The organism is Micromonospora sp. NPDC051300, assembly GCF_044455315.1.
GTDB classification, from domain to species: domain Bacteria; phylum Actinomycetota; class Actinomycetes; order Mycobacteriales; family Micromonosporaceae; genus Micromonospora; species Micromonospora robiginosa.
Genome location: NZ_JBITEP010000011.1, coordinates 26,595 through 46,197 on the forward strand (window position 1 = coordinate 26,595; position 19,603 = coordinate 46,197).

At 73.9% G+C, this 19,603-nt stretch carries 24 protein-coding genes and 1 tRNA gene; 13 read left to right on the forward strand and 12 right to left on the reverse strand.

Translation table 11 applies throughout. The features are described 5' to 3' along the window. Positions 1-21 precede the first annotated feature (21 nt). Positions 22-612 carry an oligoribonuclease gene (orn, locus tag ACIA5A_RS14570; protein ID WP_396761297.1) on the reverse strand — a complete coding sequence of 197 codons (591 nt, stop codon included), beginning with the start codon at positions 610-612 and terminating at the stop codon, positions 22-24. Positions 613-685: 73 nt separating this feature from the next. Between orn and ACIA5A_RS14575 the strand changes: the two genes are divergently transcribed. Further along, complete coding sequence (locus ACIA5A_RS14575) at positions 686-1,969, forward strand: glycosyltransferase 87 family protein (RefSeq protein ID WP_396761300.1); 1,284 nt, start codon at positions 686-688, stop codon at positions 1,967-1,969. A gap of 87 nt (positions 1,970-2,056) precedes the next feature. Here the strand turns inward: ACIA5A_RS14575 and ACIA5A_RS14580 are convergent, their stop codons facing one another. The 3 genes from ACIA5A_RS14580 to ACIA5A_RS14590 all read right to left on the reverse strand — a co-directional run bounded on the left by ACIA5A_RS14580 (position 2,057) and on the right by ACIA5A_RS14590 (position 5,065). Further along, complete coding sequence (locus tag ACIA5A_RS14580; protein ID WP_396761302.1) at positions 2,057-2,515, reverse strand: hypothetical protein; 459 nt, start codon at positions 2,513-2,515, stop codon at positions 2,057-2,059. 140 nt (positions 2,516-2,655) lie between these two features. Then, complete coding sequence (locus ACIA5A_RS14585; protein ID WP_396761305.1) at positions 2,656-3,381, reverse strand: YcnI family protein; 726 nt, start codon at positions 3,379-3,381, stop codon at positions 2,656-2,658. 16 nt (positions 3,382-3,397) lie between these two features. Continuing rightward, positions 3,398-5,065 carry a copper resistance CopC/CopD family protein gene (locus tag ACIA5A_RS14590; protein WP_396761308.1) on the reverse strand — a complete coding sequence of 556 codons (1,668 nt, stop codon included), beginning with the start codon at positions 5,063-5,065 and terminating at the stop codon, positions 3,398-3,400. A 221-nt stretch (positions 5,066-5,286) separates the two neighbouring features. Between ACIA5A_RS14590 and ACIA5A_RS14595 the strand changes: the two genes are divergently transcribed. The 4 genes from ACIA5A_RS14595 to ACIA5A_RS14610 are packed head-to-tail and all read left to right on the forward strand — an operon-like array spanning position 5,287 to position 8,239. After that, positions 5,287-5,874 carry a sigma-70 family RNA polymerase sigma factor gene (locus ACIA5A_RS14595; RefSeq protein WP_396761311.1) on the forward strand — a complete coding sequence of 196 codons (588 nt, stop codon included), beginning with the start codon at positions 5,287-5,289 and terminating at the stop codon, positions 5,872-5,874. 31 nt (positions 5,875-5,905) lie between these two features. Beyond that, positions 5,906-6,433 carry a MauE/DoxX family redox-associated membrane protein gene (locus tag ACIA5A_RS14600; protein ID WP_396761314.1) on the forward strand — a complete coding sequence of 176 codons (528 nt, stop codon included), beginning with the start codon at positions 5,906-5,908 and terminating at the stop codon, positions 6,431-6,433. Further along, on the forward strand, positions 6,420-7,136 hold the full coding sequence (locus ACIA5A_RS14605) for a DsbA family protein (protein WP_396761317.1): 717 nt from the start codon (positions 6,420-6,422) through the stop codon (positions 7,134-7,136). Before ACIA5A_RS14600 ends, ACIA5A_RS14605 begins: the two co-directional genes overlap by 14 nt. After that, complete coding sequence (locus ACIA5A_RS14610; RefSeq protein ID WP_396761320.1) at positions 7,133-8,239, forward strand: hypothetical protein; 1,107 nt, start codon at positions 7,133-7,135, stop codon at positions 8,237-8,239. Before ACIA5A_RS14605 ends, ACIA5A_RS14610 begins: the two co-directional genes overlap by 4 nt. 218 nt (positions 8,240-8,457) lie before the next feature. Here the strand turns inward: ACIA5A_RS14610 and ACIA5A_RS14615 are convergent, their stop codons facing one another. The 4 genes from ACIA5A_RS14615 to ACIA5A_RS14630 are packed head-to-tail and all read right to left on the reverse strand — an operon-like array spanning position 8,458 to position 11,209. Then, positions 8,458-9,225 carry an energy-coupling factor ABC transporter ATP-binding protein gene (locus ACIA5A_RS14615; RefSeq protein ID WP_396761323.1) on the reverse strand — a complete coding sequence of 256 codons (768 nt, stop codon included), beginning with the start codon at positions 9,223-9,225 and terminating at the stop codon, positions 8,458-8,460. Then, on the reverse strand, positions 9,222-9,992 hold the full coding sequence (gene cbiQ, locus ACIA5A_RS14620; RefSeq protein WP_396761326.1) for a cobalt ECF transporter T component CbiQ: 771 nt from the start codon (positions 9,990-9,992) through the stop codon (positions 9,222-9,224). Before cbiQ ends, ACIA5A_RS14615 begins: the two co-directional genes overlap by 4 nt. Before the next feature lie 18 nt (positions 9,993-10,010). Next, the gene (locus tag ACIA5A_RS14625; RefSeq protein WP_396761329.1) at positions 10,011-10,493 is read right to left on the reverse strand and encodes a PDGLE domain-containing protein; all 483 of its coding nucleotides are present in this window, start codon (positions 10,491-10,493) and stop codon (positions 10,011-10,013) included. Then, positions 10,490-11,209 carry an energy-coupling factor ABC transporter permease gene (locus ACIA5A_RS14630; protein ID WP_396761332.1) on the reverse strand — a complete coding sequence of 240 codons (720 nt, stop codon included), beginning with the start codon at positions 11,207-11,209 and terminating at the stop codon, positions 10,490-10,492. Before ACIA5A_RS14630 ends, ACIA5A_RS14625 begins: the two co-directional genes overlap by 4 nt. Before the next feature lie 123 nt (positions 11,210-11,332). Between ACIA5A_RS14630 and bcp the strand changes: the two genes are divergently transcribed. The 6 genes from bcp (at position 11,333) to ACIA5A_RS14660 (ending at position 13,695) form a co-directional block, all read left to right on the forward strand. Then, the gene (bcp, locus tag ACIA5A_RS14635) at positions 11,333-11,803 is read left to right on the forward strand and encodes a thioredoxin-dependent thiol peroxidase (RefSeq protein WP_396761335.1); all 471 of its coding nucleotides are present in this window, start codon (positions 11,333-11,335) and stop codon (positions 11,801-11,803) included. A 31-nt stretch (positions 11,804-11,834) separates the two neighbouring features. After that, positions 11,835-12,362 (forward strand): hypothetical protein, encoded by a 528-nt coding sequence (locus tag ACIA5A_RS14640; RefSeq protein WP_396761338.1) that lies wholly within the window; start codon positions 11,835-11,837, stop codon positions 12,360-12,362. 13 nt (positions 12,363-12,375) lie between these two features. Then, positions 12,376-12,461 (forward strand) — tRNA-Leu (locus ACIA5A_RS14645). Between the two features lie 65 nt (positions 12,462-12,526). Further along, positions 12,527-13,048 (forward strand): GNAT family N-acetyltransferase, encoded by a 522-nt coding sequence (locus ACIA5A_RS14650; protein WP_396761341.1) that lies wholly within the window; start codon positions 12,527-12,529, stop codon positions 13,046-13,048. Positions 13,049-13,096: 48 nt separating this feature from the next. Beyond that, complete coding sequence (locus ACIA5A_RS14655) at positions 13,097-13,381, forward strand: type II toxin-antitoxin system Phd/YefM family antitoxin (RefSeq protein WP_396761344.1); 285 nt, start codon at positions 13,097-13,099, stop codon at positions 13,379-13,381. A gap of 62 nt (positions 13,382-13,443) precedes the next feature. Continuing rightward, positions 13,444-13,695: a type II toxin-antitoxin system RelE/ParE family toxin gene (locus ACIA5A_RS14660; protein ID WP_396761768.1), complete on the forward strand. Its 252-nt coding sequence runs from the start codon at positions 13,444-13,446 to the stop codon at positions 13,693-13,695. A 32-nt stretch (positions 13,696-13,727) separates the two neighbouring features. Here the strand turns inward: ACIA5A_RS14660 and ACIA5A_RS14665 are convergent, their stop codons facing one another. After that, positions 13,728-14,690: an expansin EXLX1 family cellulose-binding protein gene (locus ACIA5A_RS14665; protein WP_396761346.1), complete on the reverse strand. Its 963-nt coding sequence runs from the start codon at positions 14,688-14,690 to the stop codon at positions 13,728-13,730. Between the two features lie 54 nt (positions 14,691-14,744). Next, positions 14,745-15,041: a hypothetical protein gene (locus ACIA5A_RS14670; RefSeq protein ID WP_396761349.1), complete on the reverse strand. Its 297-nt coding sequence runs from the start codon at positions 15,039-15,041 to the stop codon at positions 14,745-14,747. Positions 15,042-15,199: 158 nt separating this feature from the next. On the opposite strand from ACIA5A_RS14670, the gene ACIA5A_RS14675 reads away from it, so the two are divergent. Further along, complete coding sequence (locus ACIA5A_RS14675) at positions 15,200-16,267, forward strand: LCP family protein (protein WP_396761352.1); 1,068 nt, start codon at positions 15,200-15,202, stop codon at positions 16,265-16,267. A 25-nt stretch (positions 16,268-16,292) separates the two neighbouring features. Next, positions 16,293-17,738: a sugar transferase gene (locus tag ACIA5A_RS14680; RefSeq protein ID WP_396761354.1), complete on the forward strand. Its 1,446-nt coding sequence runs from the start codon at positions 16,293-16,295 to the stop codon at positions 17,736-17,738. Here the strand turns inward: ACIA5A_RS14680 and rfbD are convergent. Further along, a complete protein-coding gene (gene rfbD, locus ACIA5A_RS14685) occupies positions 17,686-18,582 on the reverse strand; it encodes a dTDP-4-dehydrorhamnose reductase (protein ID WP_396761357.1) in 897 nt (298 codons plus the stop codon). The genes ACIA5A_RS14680 and rfbD overlap by 53 nt on opposite strands. Beyond that, positions 18,579-19,577 (reverse strand): dTDP-glucose 4,6-dehydratase, encoded by a 999-nt coding sequence (gene rfbB / locus ACIA5A_RS14690; RefSeq protein WP_396761360.1) that lies wholly within the window; start codon positions 19,575-19,577, stop codon positions 18,579-18,581. The genes rfbD and rfbB overlap by 4 nt, the downstream gene beginning before the upstream one ends. Positions 19,578-19,603 lie beyond the last annotated feature (26 nt).

Below are 19,603 nucleotides of genomic sequence, written 5' to 3' on the forward strand. Positions count from 1 at the left end.
CACCGGGTTCCGGCCCGCGCCTCAGAGCTGCGCGGCGATCCCCTTCGCGGTCTCCACGTCCGGGCCGGGCAACGGCACGAACAGGGTCCGCCGGTAGTACTCCAACTCCCGGATGCTCTCCCGGATGTCGGCAAGCGCCCGGTGGGCCAGGCCCTTCTGCGGCTGGCCGAAGTACACCCGCGGGTACCAGCGCCGGCACAACTCCTTGATCGAGGAGACGTCGATCATCCGGTAGTGCAGGTGGGCGTCGAGCCGGGTCATGTCGCGGGCCAGGAAGCCCCGGTCGGTGGCGATCGAGTTGCCGCACAGCGGCGCGGTGCGCGGATCCTTCACGTGGCTGGTGACGTAGTCGAGCACCATGTCCTCGGCCTCGGCCAGGCTGACCGTGGAGCGGCGCACCTCCTCGGTCAGGCCGGACTTGGCGTGCATGGTGCGCACGATCTCCGGCATGCCGTCCAGCGCCGCGTCGTCGGCGTGGATCACCACGTCCACGCCGTCCCCGAGCACGTTCAGGTCGGGGTCGGTGACGAGCGCGGCGACCTCGATCAGGGCGTCCCGACGCAGGTCGAGCCCGGTCATCTCACAATCGATCCAGACGAGAAGATCAGCCACCGGAACAGACTACGCGCCGGCGACGCGCCCGCGCCTCGGCACGGTCGGCCAGGTGGACCGCTAGGGTTTCCCCGTGCCAGCCGAACCCGTCGCCCCACCCACCGTCGCCCCGGACGACACGGGCGGGCGTACGGCTCGGCGGGTGGTCACGGTGCTGGCGCTGGCCGCGCTGCTGCCCGCGCTCTACCTGCCCGCGCTGCGGCACGACTACTACGACCTGAAGATCTACATGCGGGCGATGGACTGGTGGGCGGCCGGTCACCCGCTCTACGACTACGTCCAGCCGGACCGGGTGCAGGGCGCGCTCTACTTCACCTATCCCCCGTTCGCGGCGCTGCTGCTGCGGCCGTTCGCGCTGCTGCCGCTCGGGGTCGCGATCGCCGCCTTCGTGGTGCTGACGCTCGTCGGCGTGGTGGTGACGACCCGCTGGCTGGTGCTGCCGGTGCTGCGGCGACACCACCTGCCCGGGGCGTTCGGGCTGACCGTCGCCGTGCTGCTGGTGCTGGCGGTGGAGAGCACCCGCGAGACGATCACGCTCGGTCAGATCAACATGCTGCTGGTGGTGCTGATCCTGGCCGACCTGCTGTTCGCCGTACCCCAGGGGAGACGCTGGGCCGGCGTGGGCGTGGGACTGGCGGCGGCGCTCAAGCTGTTCCCCGGCATCTTCGTGCTCTACCTGCTGGCCGCCCGGCGGTGGCGGGCGGCGGCGGTGGCGGCGGCGACCGCGGCGGCGGCCACGCTGCTGGCGGCGGCCGTCGCGCCGGACGACTCGTGGCGGTTCTGGACCCACGAGCTGTGGGCGACCGACCGGGTCGGTCGCACCGACTACACCGGCAACCAGTCGTTGTTCGGGCTGCTCAGCCGGATGACCGCGCCGGCGGAACCGGGCCGGTGGGCGTGGCTGCTGCTGGCGGTGCTGATCGCCGGGTTCGGGTTGTGGCGGGCGGCGCGCGCGGCACGGGCCGGAGACGCGCTCGTCGGTCTCACGCTGACCGGCCTGGTGGGCGGCCTGGTCTCGCCGATCACCTGGACGCACCACCTCTACTGGTTCATCCCGGCGGTGGTGGTGCTGGTGGACGCGGCGCTGGACGCCGACCGGGCGACCGCGGCCGGCGTCCGACGGCGCCGTGGGCTGCTCGCGCTGGCCGTGGTCACGGGCGTGGTGATCGTGTACGGGGTGGTGACGTTCCAGGACTGGGGCACCGGGACGGTGCACACCGACGATCCGGTCGACTTCGTGGTCCGCAACGCGTATGTGCTGCTCAGCCTGCTGTTGCTGGCGGTGTTGCCGGTCCGCAGCCGGTCCGCCGCGTTCGTTAAACGGACAGATCTCGCGAAAGATAGTGTTCGGCGGTAAACTAGCCTCAACTACCTCAGTTTTCTCCCAGGTAGCGCCGCTAACCCCGGTGATGACGGCCCTCCGCGTCGGCAGCGCGGAGGGCCGTCAGCGTCGCCGGTCGCTCGGGGCCGGGGAGAGGGCGGCACGGGTACGCCCGGCCGGTGCCGAGCCGACCGCGACGAGCTGCCGCCCCGGCCGCGACGCCGGACCGGGCTGCCGCCCAAGCCCGCTCAGCGAACTGATCCCCAGCCGCCCGGCCAGCACCGGAACCTGGTCCGGCTCGACCACGAAGACCACCTCGCGCGGCCGGTGCGGGCGCACCAGCAGCACGACGGCGAGGATCACCAGCAGCGCCCCGCCGGCCAGCAACGCCCACGCCGCGCCGGGGAACCAGCCGGCCCGCAGCTCGCCGCGCAGCGTCAGGTCGAGCCCGCCCGCGCGGCCGACGAACCCGCCGGCCGGCGCGGCATGCCGGGCGGCGAACCAGAGACCGGCGCCCACCAGCAGCGCCGGAGCGCCCACGGCCAACAGCAGCATGCCGGTGATCGCGCGTACGAAACGCATTCGGGTCGTCCCTCTCGGTAGCCGACTACCCGGCCGACCTTACCGACGCCGGTCGGCCCGTCACCGGATATCCACGGCACGAGCCCGGAACGAACACCGGCCCGGCGCATCGTCCGCCGGGCCGGTGTTCACGCGTGCGCTCAGGACTTCGCGGCGGGCTCCCGCCGGGTACGCGCGAACGCCAGCCCGCCGAGCGCCAGGCCGGCCAGGCCGGCGACCAGACCGGCCACCCCGAACGCGGTTCCGGAGCCGGAGTCGTCGTCATCGTCGTCGTCGGCCACCGCGGCAGCGGCCGGCGCGCTGGCGCCCGGCGACGCGGCCTTCGCGGCCAGCTTCAGCACCGGCGCCGGGTTCTCCGGCTCCTCCGCGCCCGCCGCGGGCTCCTCGATCCAGCGGGAGACATTGCCGTCGGAGTAGGTCTGCAGCACCTTGAACACCATGGTGTCGACCTGCGGCAGGGGGCCCATGGAAACCGGGAACTCCTGGAACTCGCCCGGCTTCACCCCGCCGTTCGGGGCGGCGGTGAAGGTGAGCTTGGAGACCGCCTCGGTGAGCTGGCTGCCGTGCACCTCGATCGGCGGGTCGACCTTGCGCTTCTCCACCGCCACCGTCCAACCCGGCACCGGCATCGTGGAGACCGAGCCGACCGGCGCGTTCTCCGGCAGGTTCACCTCGACCTTGACTGTCGACGCCGTGTCGCTCTCGTTCGGCACCCGGAACGCGAACCGGCCGTAGCCGCCCTGCGTACCCTCCTGCGGGTTGATCGTGACGTGCGCCGAGGCCGAACCGGCCAGGCCGAGCACGGTCGCGGCGACGGCGGCGAGAGTCAGCGCCGCGGCGGTCGCGGGACGCCGGAGACGGATCATCAGATGGGACCTTCCATTACTTGATCGGCACGGTGGCGGTCACCGTGGCCTGGTCGATGTCGGACGTGCGGACGGTGAAGCGGAGCTGCCAGTCGCCCCGGGCGGGCAGGCTGACCTCGCCGGTGGCGTGGTTGTCGCTCAGCGGCAGCAGCGGCACCGTGATCGGTTCGATCCCGGCCGACGGCAGCGCGGCGGTGACCTTCCACTCCTGCACCGCCTGCGGCCGGTTGTCAGCGGTGTAGGCGTAGAGGTGCAGTGAGTTGTTGCCGCTCTCGGCCGGGTCCAGCTCCACCTGGAGCGAGTAGATCGGGCTGCTCAGCGTGGTGGAGAAGTAGCCGGTCGGCGCGCCGGCCACGTCGGCGGCGGCGGTGCGCGCCGGGGTGGTCTGCACCAGCGTCGCGGACAGGCCCAGCACCACCGCGGTGATCGCCAGCTCGGCCACCACGGCCCGCCGCATCGCGCCCGGCCGGCCGGCGGCGACCCGCCGCCGCACCAGCGCCCGGGAGTACGCGGCCACGCCGATCACCAACGCGAACAGCACGATCTTGGCGAGCAGCAGCCGCCCGTACGTGGTGTCGACGAGCGCCTTCGGGCTGGCCACCTCGATCAGGCCCTGCACGGTGCCGGCGAGCAGCAGCGCGGCCACCGCCAGCGCGGCCCAGCGGGACCAGATCGGCAGGATCGCGTCCAGCTCCCGCTCGTCCGCCCGGGGCAGCAGGAACGCCGCCAGCATCACCAGGCCGCCCAGCCACACCGCCATGCCGCCGAGGTGGACGGCGTCCACCACCACGGAGACCGCCGGGGCCGGGGACGCGGCCGGGTGGCCGGCGAGCGGCCAGGTGAACAGCGTCGCCCCGCCGAGGGCCGCCAGGATGATCGCGTCGGTGCGGCCGATCGGGCCGGCGAGCAGCGGGCGGAGCAGGAACGCCGACGCCGCGATCAGGCCCAGCCGGACCAGGTGGGTGGTGCCGTAGGCGCTGCCCAGCACGTCGCCCAGCCCGGCGGAGGTGACGTCGAACAGGCCGCCGCCGTTGGTGTAGGGCACCTGGAGCCACAGCTCGGCGAGCGTGGCGATCACCAGCACGCCGAGCCCCGCCCAGACCAGCCGCCCCGGGCCCCGGCGGGACAACCGGCGCGGCCAGAGCGCGGCCAGCACCAGGGCCGGGCCGACCATCAGCAGCAACCCGACGTAGCCGGCGTACTTCGTCACCTTCACCGCGTTCTCGGTCACCGGGTTGGCCCGGTTGTCCGAGCCGGAGTCGCTCGGCGGCTCGGACGGCGCGCCCACCGAGTAGGTGAACGCCCCGGAGACCGGGTGGCTGTCGGCCGAGATGACCCGGTAGCTCACCAGGTAGGTGCCGCGCCCGGCGGACGGGTCGACCGGAATGGTGACCTCCCCGCCCCGGAACGTCGGCTCGCCCCGGTCGGCCCGGGAGCCGTCGGGGGCGATCACCCGCACCTTGCCGGGCACCTTGCGGACACCCTCGCTGAAGGTGATCACCACCTGGGCGGGGGCCTCGGGCACCACGGCGGACGCGGCGGGGCTGCTGCTCACCAGCACGGCGTGGGCGCTGGCCGGGGTCGCCGGGGCGAGCAGCAGGGAGACCAGGAGGAGCAGCAGCCCGGCGACGGTCCCGGAGCGGGCGGCGAGGGCCCCGGGCGGGCGGCGTACGGCAGCAGTCATGACCGCCATGGTTCCCGAACCGCGTGGCGCCCGGCGAGCCGACCTCCGGCGGACGTGCGGAGACGCCGGGCCGGCGCGGCGGCGCGCGCCACCGGAACCTGGTCGGCGGTCATGCGGGGGTAGTCGGTCAGCGGGCCGGAAAAGTTCCCGGCGTGTGCGGGACCACGGAATGGGCCGAAGGACCCTGTCCCGCACAGGTACGCCGCGTAACCTCGTCTGACGTGATCCCCGCCCCGCGCGACACCGCCGCCGACCGCCTCCGGGCGGGTCCCGAGGCTGCGCGGGAGGCCGCCACCGGCTGGGCGCTGGCCGCCCGGCACGGCGACCCGGAGGCGCAGGCCGCCTTCGTCCGGGCCACCCAGGCCGAGGTCTGGCGCTTCGTCGCCGCGCTGGTCGGCCCGGACAGCGCGGACGACCTGACCCAGGAGACCTACCTGCGGGCGCTGCGGGCGCTGCCCGGGTTCGAGGGCCGCTCCTCGGCCCGCACCTGGCTGCTCGGCATCGCCCGGCGGACCTGCGCCGACCACCTGCGCACGGTGGTGCGCCGCCGACGGCTCGACGAGCGGCTCGCCGCCCAGGCCGCCACCGACCGGTCCCACCCCGACCCGGCCGGCCAGCTCGGCGCCGTCGACCTGGTCCGGCGGCTGCCCGCCGAACGGCGGTCCGCGTTCGTGCTCACCCAACTGCTCGGCCTGTCCTACGCCGAGGCCGCCGACGTGGAGGGGGTGCCGGTGGGCACCATCCGCTCCCGGGTCGCCCGGGCCCGCGACGAACTCGTCGACGCCGTCGGCGACACGCTGGCCGGATGAACGGGAACCATTCGTGAGTGCCGGACGACGAATGACTGTGACCCCCTCCACCAGCCCGGCCGGGCGCTGGCCGGCCCTGCGGCCCTGGCTCGGCGTCGCGGCCCGCCTCGGGCTCGCCGCCGTGTGGCTGATCGCCGGCGGCGCCAAGGTCGGTGACCTGGCCGCGTCCGGCCGAGCCGTCAACGCCTACCAGGTGATGCCGTACGACCTGGCCACCGTGATCGGCGCGGCGCTGCCGTTCGTGGAGCTGGCCCTGGGCCTGCTCCTGCTCGTCGGGCTGGCCACCCGGGTCAGCGCCGGCGTCTCCGCCGCGCTGCTGGTGGTCTTCGTCGCCGGCATCGCCTCGGCCTGGGCACGCGGCCTGGCCATCGACTGCGGGTGCTTCGGCAGCGGCGGCCAGCTCGGCGCCGGCGAGGCCCCGAGCTACCTCCCGGAGATCCTCCGGGACCTGGGGTTCCTGGCGCTGGCCGGGTTCCTGCTGATCTGGCCCCGCACCCCGTTCTCGGTGGACGGCTGGCTGGCGGGCGACACCGTGGAGGACGACGATGAGCAGTCGTAAGGGGCGCCGGGACGCCGCGCGAGTGGTACGCGAGCAGATCGCCCGGGAGAAGCGACGCAAGCGCACCCTCTGGACCACGATCGCCGCCGTGCTCGTGCTGGTCATCGCCGGCGGCATCGGCTGGGCCGTCTACTCCTCGCAGAAGTCGGACGACTTCACCGCCCCGCCCGGCGCCAACGACGCCGGCACCGGCATCGTCGAGGGCAGCGGCCCGGTCACCGTCGACCTCTACGAGGACTACCTCTGCCCGATCTGCAAGCAGTTCCAGCAGACCAACGGCGCCACCCTGAACCAGCTCGTCGGCGAGGGCAAGGCGAAGCTGGTCTTCCACCCGGTCGCATTCCTCAACCGCTTCTCCACCACGGAATACTCCACCCGTGCCTCGGCCGCCTCCGGCTGCGCGGCCAAGGGCGGCAAGTTCCGCGAGTTCACCGACCAGCTCTTCGCCCGGCAGCCGGCCGAGGGCAGCGCCGGGCTCAGCAACGACGAGCTGATCGACATCGGCGCGGGCGTCGGGCTGAACCGGGACGACTTCGCCTCCTGCGTGAACGACGGCACCTACACGTCGTGGACCGAGCACGTGACCGACGAGGCGAGCAAGTCGGGCGTGACCGGCACGCCCACCATCAAGGTCAACGGCACCGAGGTGCAGGACAAGAGCCCGGACGGGATCAAGGCGGCCGTGGCGGCGGCCGGCAAGTGATCCCCGTACCGCTGCGCCGGGCCGCGCTCGTGGTCGCGGCCGCGACCACCGCCCTGCTGGCGCTCGCCGCGCCGGCCGCCGCGCACGGCGCGGACGCGCCCGACGGCACCGACTACCGGGCCACCGTCACCGGGGTCGCCCCGGACCGGTCCGGGGTGACCGCCCGGATGGTGGAGGCCGGCGCGCGGCTGGAGCTGACCAACCGCGGCAGCGTCGACGTCACCGTGCTCGGCTACTCCGGCGAGCCGTACCTGCGGATCGGCCCCGGCGGCGTCTACGAGAACAGCCGCTCCCCCGCCACCTGGCTCAACCGCACGATCGCCGGCGAGACCCGGCTCCCGGCCGAGGCCGACCCGGCCGCCGCGCCGGCCTGGCGGCGGATCGCCGACGGGCCCACCTACCGCTGGCACGACCAGCGCACGCTCTGGCGCGCGGACGCGCCGCCCGCCGCCGTGGCCGCCGACCCCGGCCGCGAGCAGCGGGTCCGCGACTGGGTGGTGCCGCTGCGCGCCGGTGACACCGCCACCGAGGTACGCGGCACGCTGGACTGGGTACCGCCGCCCGACCCGTACCCCTGGTGGGTCGCCGGCACGCTCGGTTTCCTGGTGGTCGGCGCGGCCGGGCTGCTGCCCGGCGGCACCGCGGCCGGGGTGCGCGCGCTGCGCGCGGTGGGCGCCCTGCTCGCCCTGGGCGGTGCGGCGACAGTGGCGCTCACCGTCGGCCGGGCGCTCGACACCGGCGCCCCCGGCGCCGGCGGGCTGCTGGCGGAGCTGGTCACCGGTCAGGTGTGGACGCTGCTGACCGGCCTGGGGGCGCTCGCCGCCGGCTGGTACGCGCTGGCCCGCCGCCCCGCCGCCGACTTCACGCTGGCGCTGGCCGGCGCCTGCCTGGCCCTGTTCGCCGGCGTGTCCAACCTCGCCGTGCTGTCCCGCTCGATCCCGCCCGCGGCCGGCCCACCCACGCTGATCCGCGTCCTGGTCACCGTGGCGCTGGCCACCGGCGCCGGCGCGGTGGCCGCCGGCCTGCTCCGCCTCCGCACCGCCGCCCGCACCACCCCCCGCCCCCACCCGAACCCGCACCCGCACCTCACCCGAACCCCCTGACCCCCGCGCCTCCGCGCCCCCGCGCCTCCACGCCTCCACGCCTCCGCGCCTCCGCGCCTCCGCGTCCGCGATCTTGCAGTTGCGGCCCACGAAGTGCGCCTTATGCCCGCTTCGCCGGGGCCGAAAGTGCAAGATCGCGGGCGCGGGGTGCGGGCGCGGGGTGCGGGCGCGGGGCGCGGGGGCGGGGTGCGGGGGCGGGGGGCGGGGGGCGGGGCGGGTCAGGGGCGAGGGACGGGTGGGGCGAAGCCGTAGGGGAGTTCGAGGCGGTGGCGCGCCAGGAGGTCGGCGTCGGCGAGCAGGGCGGGGGTGGGGGCGTCGGCGACGATCCGGCCACCGTCCAGGATCACCGCGCGGGGGCACAGCTCGGCCGCGTACGGCAGGTCGTGGGTGACCATGAGCACTGTCACCGGCAGTGCGCGCAGGATCTCCGCCAGCTCCCGCCGGGCGGCCGGGTCCAGGTTCGACGACGGCTCGTCCAGCACCAGGATCTCCGGGCGCATGGCCAGCACCGTGGCCACCGCCACCCGCCGCCGCTGCCCGAACGACAGGTGGTGCGGCGCGCGGTCCCGGTGCTCGGCCATCCCGACGGCGGCGAGCGCCTCGTCCACCCGGGCGGCCAACTCCGCCCCGCGCAACCCCAGGTTGGCCGGGCCGAACGCGACGTCCTCCGCCACCGTGGGCAGGAAGAGCTGGTCGTCCGGATCCTGGAAGACGATGCCGACCCGGCGGCGCACCTCGGCGAGCGTGTCCCGGTCGCGGGTCACGGCCAGCCCGCCCACCTCGACCGTCCCCCCGGTCGGGGTGAGGATGCCGTTGAGGTGCAGCACCAGCGTGGTCTTGCCGGCGCCGTTCGGCCCGAGCAGCGCCACCCGCTCCCCGCGCGGCACGGTCAGGTCCACCCCGTGCAGGGCGACGTGACCGTCCGGGTAGGCGTACCGGACGCCACGGACGTCCAGGGAGGGCGGCTGCTGCACGTACCCGATCATTGCAGGACGAGCGCGGCGGCGGCGATGGAGGCCGCGATCACCGGGACCGTCGCGGCGACCGCCCACTGCCCGGCGGTGGCCGCGCCGGACCCCTGCCACACCGCCGGCATCCGACCGGTGTAGCCCCGCGAGACCATCGCCAGGTAGACCCGCTCGCCGCGCTCGAACGCGCGCAGGAAGAGCGCGCCGACGCCGGCCGCGAAGCCGCGCAACTGCCAGAGGAAACGCGGGTCGTCGCCCCGGGACACCCGGGCCACCCGCATCCGCCGGGCCTCGCCGACCAGCACGTCCAGGTAGCGCAGCATGAACGTGGCGATCTGGGTGAGCACCTGCGGGCACCGCAGCCGGTCCAGGCCGAGGATCAGGTCACGCGTCGTCGTGGTCGCCGCCAGCAGAAGCGACGCGAGTACGCCGAGCGTGCCCTTGGCCAGGATGTTCCAGGCCCCGTGCAACCCGTCGACGGAGAGGCTCAGCCCGGCCACGTCGACCCGCTCCCCCGCGCCGAGGAACGGCAGCGCGAACGCGAACAGCACGAACGGCAGCTCGATCAGCGCCCGGGCGAGCAGCCAGCGCGGACCCACCCGGGCCAGCGCCGCGACCACGGCGACCAGCAGCGCGTAGCCGCCGAACGCCCAGTACGCCTCGCGGGGGGTGGCGACCACCGCCACGGTGAACAGCACCATCGCGGCGATCTTCACCTCCGGCGGCAGGCGGTGCACCGGCGAGCCGGACTCGCGGTAGAGCACGTGCGCGTGCCCGGCGCCCATCCGTCGGCCCTCCCCGGCTCAGCGGTCGCCGGTGGACCGGGACGCGCCCGGCCCGCCGGTCGAGGCAGCGCTCGCCGGGCCGGCCTCGGCGCCGGTTTCCGGACCGGTCGGGCCGACACCCGCCGGGCCGGTGGAGGCGACGCCGCCGGTCGAGCCGGCGCGGGCCGGCGTGCGGCGGCGGGCCAGCCAGAACAGGCCACCGCCGACCGCGAACGTGAGCAGCACGCCGAGCACCCCGGACAGGCCGGTGGAGAGGAAGTCGTTGCCGACGCCGCGCACGCCGTAGTCGGCGAGCGGGCTGTCCGCCAGCTCGTGGTTCTTGGCCTGCTGGGCCGGGCAACTGCCGCCGGTGATCTCGTCGTCGGCGTTCACCGTGCAGCCCTTGAGCAGCGACGAGTCCAGCCCGTCCGGGTGCGACGAGGCGTAGTTGCTGACCACGCCGGCCAGCAGCAGGGCGACCAGCAGGCCACCGAGGAGGAACGGCCAGGAACGCCTGCTCATCGGACACCTCCGGCGACCGGGACGGCGGGAACCGGCGCGGCCGGTTTCAGGGCGCGCAGCGCGTACACCAGGTCGGGGCGGACCTTGGCGACGGTGACCACGGTGGTCGCGGTGATCAGGCCCTCGCCGATGCCGATCAGCAGGTGGGCGAAGGCCATCGTGCCGGCCAGTCCGCCGAGGTTGCCGCCGAGGTCGGTGGTGCCGCCCAGCCAGTATTCGAGCACGAAGCCCTGGGACGCGACCACGACGCTGACCAGCGCGGACACGAAGGCGGTGACCGCCAGCCCGGCCGAGGTCCGGGGCAGCACCCGCAGCAGCAGCGCGATCAGCAGGTAGGCGGCGGCGGTGCCGAGGATCGCCATGTTGGTGATGTTCAGGCCGAGCATGGCCACGCCGCCGTCACCGAAGACCAGCGCCTGCACGACGAGCACCACCGCCACGCAGAGCGCGCCCACCCAGGGGCCCACCAGCAGCGCGGCGAGCGCGCCGCCGAGCAGGTGGCCGCTCACCCCGGCGGAGAAGATCGGGAAGTTCAGCATCTGCACGGCGAAGATGAACGCGGCCACCAGCCCGGCCATCGGCGCCAGCCGGTCGTCGAGGTCGGCGCGGCCGCGCAGCACGCAGAACGTGAGCGCGGCGAGCGCGAAGGCCGCGAAGATCGCGGCGACGGGACCGTCGATGATCCCGTTGGAGATGTGCATCGCCAGGGTTTCCACACCGGGAGCCTATTTCCACCGTGGCGTTGTTGCCAATCCCTTGCAACAAGGGATGGTGTTGATCACCGTCGGCCGCGCGTCGCCGTCGACCACCGGCCCGGGAGCGGCGGTATCGTTCCGGCCATGACCGACCGCCTCAGCCCCGGCGACGCCGCTCCCGACTTCACCCTCCCCACCGACGACGGCGGCACGCTGTCCCTGGCCGACCTGCGCGGCCGCACGGTCATCCTGTACGCGTACCCGGCCGCCATGACGCCCGGCTGCACGAAGCAGGCGTGCGACTTCCGCGACTCGCTCGCCTCGCTCCGGGCCGCCGGCTACGAGGTGGTCGGCATCTCCCCGGACAAGCCCGCGAAGCTGGCCAAGTTCCGCGACCGGGACGCCATCACGTTCCCGCTCGTCGCCGACGAGGACAAGGCGGTGCTGACCGCGTACGGCGCGTACGGCGAGAAGCAGTCGTACGGCCGTACCGTCACCGGGGTGATCCGCTCGACGTTCGTCATCGACCCCGACGGCAAGATCGAGCGGGCGCTCTACAACGTCAAGGCCACCGGACATGTCGCCAAGCTGCGCCGCGACCTCGGCCTCGACTGAACCTGTCGGAGGGCGCGGTTACCGTCGGCTCGTGGTGCGTTACAAGTACTCACCCGAACTGCTGGCCGCGACCGCTGCGCGGGCGCGCAGCGTGACCGAGGTCATGCGACTGCTCGGGGTGCGGGTCAGCGGCGGTTCGCACGCGCACATCAGCCGACAGCTCAAGCGCGTCGGCATCGACACATCGCACTTCACCGGGCAGGCGCACAACAGGGGGCAGCCGAGCCCGCGACGCACCCTGTCGTCACAACTGCTCCTGCGACTTCCCGCCGGCTCGCGGCGCACCCCCGGCACCCGGCTGAAGTGGGCGCTGGGTGACATCGGCGTGCCGGAGGAGTGCGAGGGATGCCGCTGTGGTCCGATCTGGTTCGGCCGCCCGCTGACCCTGCACGTCGATCACGTCAACGGCGACTTCCTCGACAACCGGCCACCCAACCTGCGGATCCTCTGCCCGAACTGCCACAGCCAGACCGACACCTTCGCGGGCCGGAACAAGGGCGGCGGTCAGGCTGGACCCACGGTGGCCCGGCTCGCACACGGCTCCGGCCCGACGCCTTAGACTCAGCGGGCCGGCGGGAGTGGCGGAACGGCAGACGCGCAGGCCTTAGGAGCCTGTGTCCGGAAGGACGTGGGGGTTCGAAACCCCCCTCCCGCACCACAAGCGGTGTCGACCGCATCACGAACGTGGGGTGTCGGCGGGTCGCCGGTCGCAGGATGGCGGGCGTGGACCTGCGCTTCGTACTCGACCCCGACCTCACCCCCGAGCTGCGCGAACAGCTCATCGATCTCTGGGTGGACGTGACGAACGCCGGCGGCGCGGTGGGCTTCGTCGCCCCGGTGACCGCGGCCGAGGTCCGACCGGTCGCCGAGTCGACGCTCGCGGAGGTGGCCGGCGGGCCGGACCGGCTGCTCGCCGGCTATGAGGGCGACCGGCTCGTCGCCGTCCTGGTCATCGCCGACAACCGGTTCCACCTGAAGACGCACTGGCGGGTGCTCAAGCGCGTGATGGTGCACCCCGACACCCAGGGGCGGGGCCACGGCGCGGCGTTGATGCGCGAGGCCGAGCGGGTGGCCCGGGGCTCGGGTGTGGAGGCGCTGCACGTGACGATCCGCGACGGCCTCGGCCTTGACCACTTCTACCGGCGCCTCGGCTACCGCGAGGTCGGTCGCCTCCCCGCCGCGCTGCGCCTCTCCCCCGCCGACTCCCGCGACGAGGTCCTCATGTGGCTTGACCTGTCGCCGTGAGCGACGATGGCTGACCCTAATTCTGACCGGTCGCTATGATGGTCAACCATGGAGACCATCCCGATCACCGAAGCCAAGGCCCGGATCGCCGAGCTTGCCGACCGGGTTGCGCGGGAGCACGACCATTTCACGATCACTCGTAACGGTCGGGCCGACGTCATGCTGATCTCGGTCGCCGAGTACGAGTCGATGCGGGAGACTCTCGACCTGCTGTCGGACAGTGAAGCCTTGGCTGACCTACGCCAGTCGCGGGAGGACTTCGCGGCCGGTGACACGTTCTCGATGGACGAGGTGCGTGCCGAGTTGGAGCGGCGTCGGAACACAGCGGCCTGATGCCCCCGGCAGGCAAGCGGGTGGACGGCGTCCCCAGCGAACCGCCCGGCCCGTACACGGTGATGTTTTCCCGACAGGCTCGTCGCAATCTTCACGAGGACCTGCCGTTGGAGGTGGCGCTCGCCGCGACGGAGACCATCGAGCACGCGATCGCGGTCAACCCCTATCGAGTCGGTAAGCCTCTCGACGAACCGTTTGACGGCTTCCACTCCGCTCGCCGCGGCACGTACCGGATCATCTACCGGATCAACGAAGCCAAGCGAGTCGTCGAGATCCACTCGATTCGCCACCGGCGTGACGCGTACCGCGCCTAGACCGACAACACGTCGTAGCCGCCAACCGGTCGTCACCCGCACGCGGTGGGCACTGTGGGCGAGGTGGCCGGGAGGGCTGCGTCGAGCAGGAGCGGGGTCCCGGTCGGAGTGGGGCGGGTCGGTGACGGGGAGACGGACACCGTGGGCGTCGGGCGGGCCGACGGGGGGCGGGTGGGCTTCGCCGAGCGGGTGGTGGTGGTCGCCGCGCCGGTGCCGTACATCCGGGTGGTGCTGCGCTGCACCTGGCCGGGGAGCATCCGGATGCCGGTGGCGGTCACGCGATGGCCGTACACGTCGGTGACCCGGATCGCGTACGGGCCGGGGCCGGCGCCGGAGGGGACGAGCCAGTAGTTGTAGTCCTCGCGGTCCGCCGACCGCCACGCGCCGTTCTGCCGGACCTCCACCGAGCGCAGCGGGTTGCCGTGGTCGCCGACCAGGACGGCGAACCACCACTGGGACGCGCCCTCCTTCATCCGGAAGGTGAGCGGGCCGGGCAGCGACGGGTTCACCACCGCGCGGTAGCTGACCTTGACCACGCCCTGCACCGGGTCCGCGATCCGCGCGAACGCCTCGGCGGAGAGGTCGAGGTGGCCGGGCGCGCACTCCGGGCACTGGTCCATGACGAGCACCCGGACGGCGCCGCGCGGGCCGGTGACGTCGAGGAAGCCGCCGCAGGCCGCGCCGGCGGCGTACTCGCTCGGGCCGAGCGCGACGTAGAGCCGGTTGGCGGGGGCGGCGGGGCGGGAGCAGTTGCCGCCGGCGCCCGCGGAGTCGTAGAAGGTGGCCTTGCCGGTGTGGACGGCGGCGCCGACCGGCGGGGCGGCGCAGGCGGGGGCCGCGCCGCCGCGTACCGCGAGGGTCACCGCGACCACCACGGCGATACCGGCGAGGCCGGCGGCGGCGAGCCGGCGGCGCGTCCGGCGCGGGCCGGCCGGGGCGGGCGGACGTCCGCCGCCGGTGGTGGTCGGTGGGTGGGGCGCGCTGCCGTCGGTCACGCCGGTCGATGCTGCCGGACCGGTGTGCCGCCGGACAAGGCGGCTAAGCGAATGCTAAGGACGGCGGGTGCGGGCGACCGACGCGAGCCCGGCGAGTTCTCCGCCGAGTTCCGGGCGCTGCCGCAGCGCGTCCTCGATGCGGACCCGCCAGAGACCGGTCTCGACCGGCAGCCGGGCGTCGCCGGCCCGGCGGACGCGGTCGCGGCTCTCGGCGAGGGCCGCCCCGGCGGCGGGGCCGAGCAGGCCGTCGAACTCGCCGCGGAGCCAATCGAACAGCGTCTCGTCGTGGAACGCGCCACCGATCATCCGAGCGGTGTCCCACGCGACCCGCGGCTGGTGCGTCACCTGCATCTCGACTCCTCGGTCGACCTGGTCGTCTCGTCCATCATCGATCCATGACCGCGGCACGGCAAGGCCCGGGGCGGGCGGGACAGGCCGACCGGCCGACCCGGACCGACCGTCCGGACGAGGGTCCACGCGCCGGAACGTGAATCAGTAGCATCCTCGGCATGTCCGATCGCCACCCGCTCACCGACTCCGACACCCAGCCGCCGGTCTCCGATGTGGAGCCGGACGGGGCGGCGGAGCAGCCGGCGCCGCGGCGCCGGCGTGGCCGGCGGATCGCGCTCGTGGTGCTGCTCGTGGTGGTGCTGCTCGCCGGCGGCGGCGCGCTGGCCGGCGGCCTCTACTACCGGTCGGTGGACCGGTCGATCGACCGGGTGGACGCGTTCACCGACGTGCCCGAGGCGGATCGGCCGGCGGTCGAGGCCAAGGGCGCGATGAACATCATGATTCTGGGCAGCGACTCCCGCGACCCGGAGAACACCGGCGGTTCGCGCAGCGACACGATCATCCTGGCCCACCTGCCGAAGGACCGGTCGAGCGCCCAGCTCATCTCGATCCCGCGGGACACCTGGACGGCCGTGCCCCGGTCGAAGGAGGGTCGGGGCGGGCGGGACGCGAAGATCAACGCCGCGTACGCCTGGGGTGGCGTGCCGCTGATGGTGCGGACCGTGGAGAAGTTCAGCGGCGTCCGGGTGGACAACGTGGCGATGGTCGACTTCGCCGGCTTCAAGGAGATCGTCGACGCGTTGGGCGGCGTCGACATCGATGTGGAGAAGGGCTTCACCACGCGCTACTCGCTGATCGGCACCCGGACGTTCGCCCAGGGCCGGCAGACCATGGACGGGGCCGCCGCGCTGGACTACGCGCGGGAGCGGCACGCCTTCCCGGACGGCGACTTCGCCCGGATCCGGCACCAGCAGCAGGTGATCAAGGCGATCCTGGACAAGGCGGCCTCCGGCGGCGTGCTGACCAACCCGGCCAAGCTGAACTCGTTCGTGCGGGCCACGTCCAGCTCGGTCGCGGTCGACAAGTCACTGTCGCTCGTGGACTTCGCGATGGAGTTGCGGGGCCTGCGGGGCGGCAACCTGACGTTCTTCACCTGCCCGACCAAGGGCACCGGCCGGGTCGGCAGCGAGAGCGTGGTGTTCGCGGACCCGGCGCGCGCTCGGACGCTCTTCCAGGCGGTCCGCCGCGACTCGGTCCCCGACATCCTCGCGGCCGGCCCGAAGTAGGGGGCGTCACGGGGGAGGGAGCGCCATGGCACGCCTACCGGCGTTCGAGCATCCGGCCGCGCAGCCGGGCGGAGCCGCGTCGATGACCGGCAGCATGGACACGACGACGGTGCTGCCGTACGCCGGCTCCCGGGCGTCGACGCGTACCCGGCGGTTGCGGGCCTGGATGGTGACCGCGCCGATCGACGTGGCGGCGCTGCTGGCGCCGCTGCTGCTGACCCAGACCTACTGGCGCGGGACGCTGTTCAACGCGGCGCTCGCGGTGAGCTTCTTCGCGGCGGGCGGGCTCTACCGGCCCCGCCGGCACATCAGCATCCTGGACGAGCTGCCCGGCCTCGGCGGCCGGCTGCTGGCCTCCGGCGCGGTGGTGGCGATCATCGCGGCGCTGCGGCACGACTCGGTGCTCTACGTCAGCGGCTTCATGCGCGGGGTGGCGTTCTCCGCCGGCCTGGTGGTGGTGGGCCGGGCGGTCAACACCCGGATCGTGCTGCTGGCCCGCCGGCGTCGCTGGGTGGAGCACAACGCGATAGTGGTGGGCGGCGGGCCGATCGGCGGCGAGCTGGCCCGGCTGCTGCGCCGCTACCCGCAGTACGGGCTGCGGTTCGTGGGCGCGGTGGACGTGCCGTCGCGGCAGCGGCTCGGATCGCTGCCGCTCATCGGCACGCTCGACGACGTGGAGCAGCTCGTCACGATGCTGGAGTGCGAGGTCCTGGTGATCGCGGACCCGGACTGCGCCGAGGCCGAGCTGATGGAGGCGCTGCTGCGGCCGGCCAGCTCGCGGTGCGACCTGTGGGCGGTGCCGCGCCTGTGGGGCTCCCGGTCGTTGGGCGCCCACCAGGACCACATCGGAGCGTTCCCGATCGTGAAGATCGGCGACACCACGTTGACCGGTCCCCGGTGGCGGGTCAAGCGCGCCTCGGACGTGCTCTTCGCCGTGGTCGCGCTCGTCGTGCTGAGCCCGGTGCTGCTGCTGTGCGCGGCCGCCACGTTCCTCGACGGCGGTCGCGGGGTCTTCTTCCGGCAGGAGCGGATCGGCCGCTACGGCCGGCCGTTCCAGGTGGTCAAGTTCCGCTCGATGCGCCCGGCCGACGAGCACGAGTCGCAGACCACCTGGTCGATAGCGCACGACCGGCGGGTCGGGCCGATCGGGCGGTTCATGCGGCGCACCTCGCTGGACGAGCTGCCGCAGTTGTGGAACATCCTGCGCGGCGAGATGAGCGTGGTGGGGCCGCGACCGGAGCGGCCGCACTTCGTGGAGAAGTTCTCCGTGGCGTACCCCACCTACGCGATGCGTCACCGGGTGCCTGTCGGGTTGACCGGTCTGGCGCAGGTCAGCGGCCTGCGCGGGGACACGCCGATCTCGGACCGGGCCCGGTTCGACAACTACTACGTGGAGAACTGGTCGCTCTGGCTCGACATCAAGATCGTGCTGCGGACGGTGACGGAGGTGTTCCGGGGAGCCGGTCGATGAAGGCGGTCAGGTCGGCGTGCCAGTGCGCCGGCGGCGGCAGCTTCGCCGCGGCCCACCGGCCGTGCGCCAGGACGCCGTAGCGGGGGCGGGGCGCCGGGCGGGGGAACCGGTCGCCGGTGGTCGGCCGGACCCGGTCCGGGTCGAGGCCGCGCAGCGCGAGGACCGCGCGGGCGAGGCCGTACCAGGTGGTCTCGCCGGACGCGGTGCCGTGGTAGACGCCCGGGGCGGCGTCGCCGGCCAGCGCCGCGTCGGCGAGCGCGACGAGCCGCCCGGCGAGCCGGTACGACCAGGTCGGTTGGCCGTGCTGGTCGTCCACCACGTCGAGCCGGTCGCGTTCGGCGGCCAGCCGCAGCACGGTGGTGACGAAGTTGTGCCCGTGGGCGCCGTAGAGCCAGGCGGTCCGCACCACGTAGCCGCTCTCCGGCAGCAGCCGCGCCACGGCCCGTTCCCCCGCGAGCTTGCCGCGCCCGTACGCGTTGACCGGCCCGGTCGGCGCGTCCTCCGGGTACGGCTCGGTGGCGTCGCCGGGGAACACGTAGTCGGTGGAGACGTGCACCAGTCGGGCGCCGGTGGCCGCGCAGGCGCGGGCCAGGTGCGCGACCGCGTCGCCGTTGACCGCGGTGGCGTCGGGCTCCCGGCTCTCCGCCGCGTCCACGTCGGTCCACGCCGCCGCGTTGAGCACCACGTCGTGCCCGGCGACCGCGTCGCGGACCGCGTGCGGGTCGGTGACGTCGAGGTCGGCGCGGGCGGCGGCGGTGACGGCGGTGTCCGGCCTGTCGCGCAGCACCGCCAGCAGGTCCCGCCCGAGCATGCCGCCGGCGCCGGTGACCAGCACCCGGCTCATCCGTGCGCCGCCTTCAGCGGCTCCCACCAGGGCCGGTTCTCCCGGTACCAGCGCACGGTCTCGGCCAGGCCGTGGTCGAGGTCGATGCTCGGGGCGTACCCCAGCTCGGTTTCGATCTTGGTGATGTCCAGCGAGTAGCGGCGGTCGTGGCCCTTGCGGTCGGCGACCGGCACGACCCGGTCCCAGTCGGCGCCGCAGGCCGCCAGCAGCTTCCCGGTCAGCTCCCGGTTGGTCAGTTCGGTGCCGCCGCCGATGTGGTAGACCTCGCCGGCGCGGCCCTTCTCCTGCACCAGCGCGATGCCCCGGCAGTGGTCGTGCACGTGCAGCCAGTCCCGGACGTTGCCGCCGTCGCCGTAGAGCGGGACGGTGCCGCCGTCGAGCAGGTTGGTGACGAAGAGCGGGACGACCTTCTCCGGGAACTGGTACGGCCCGTAGTTGTTGGAGCAGCGGGTCACCACCACGTCCAGGCCGTGGGTGCGGTGGTAGGCGAGCGCCAGCAGGTCGGAGCCGGCCTTCGAGGCCGAGTACGGGGAGTTCGGCGCCAGCGGCCAGCTCTCCGTCCAGGAGCCGGAGTCGATCGAGCCGTACACCTCGTCGGTGGAGACGTGCACGAACCGGCCGGTGCGGTGGCGCAGCGCGGCGTCGAGGAGCGTCTGGGTGCCCAGCACGTTCGTGACGACGAACGGCGCCGCCCCGGTGATGGAGCGGTCGACGTGCGACTCGGCGGCGAAGTGGACGATCACGTCGTGGCCGGGCACCACCTGGTCGACAAGCGCCGGGTCGCCGATGTCGCCGTGCACGAACCGCAGCCGGGGGTCGTGGCGCACCGGGTCGAGGTTGGCCGGGTTGCCGGAGTAGGTGAGCTTGTCCAGCACGGTGACCGCGGTGGGCGCGGTCCGCGGCGCCCGGGCCGGGTCGCCGCCGGGCCGGCCGAGCAGCGTCCGCACGTACTCCGACCCGATGAAGCCGGCGCCGCCGGTGACGAGGATCCTCACGGGTGGTGGAGTTTACGCGACGGTAG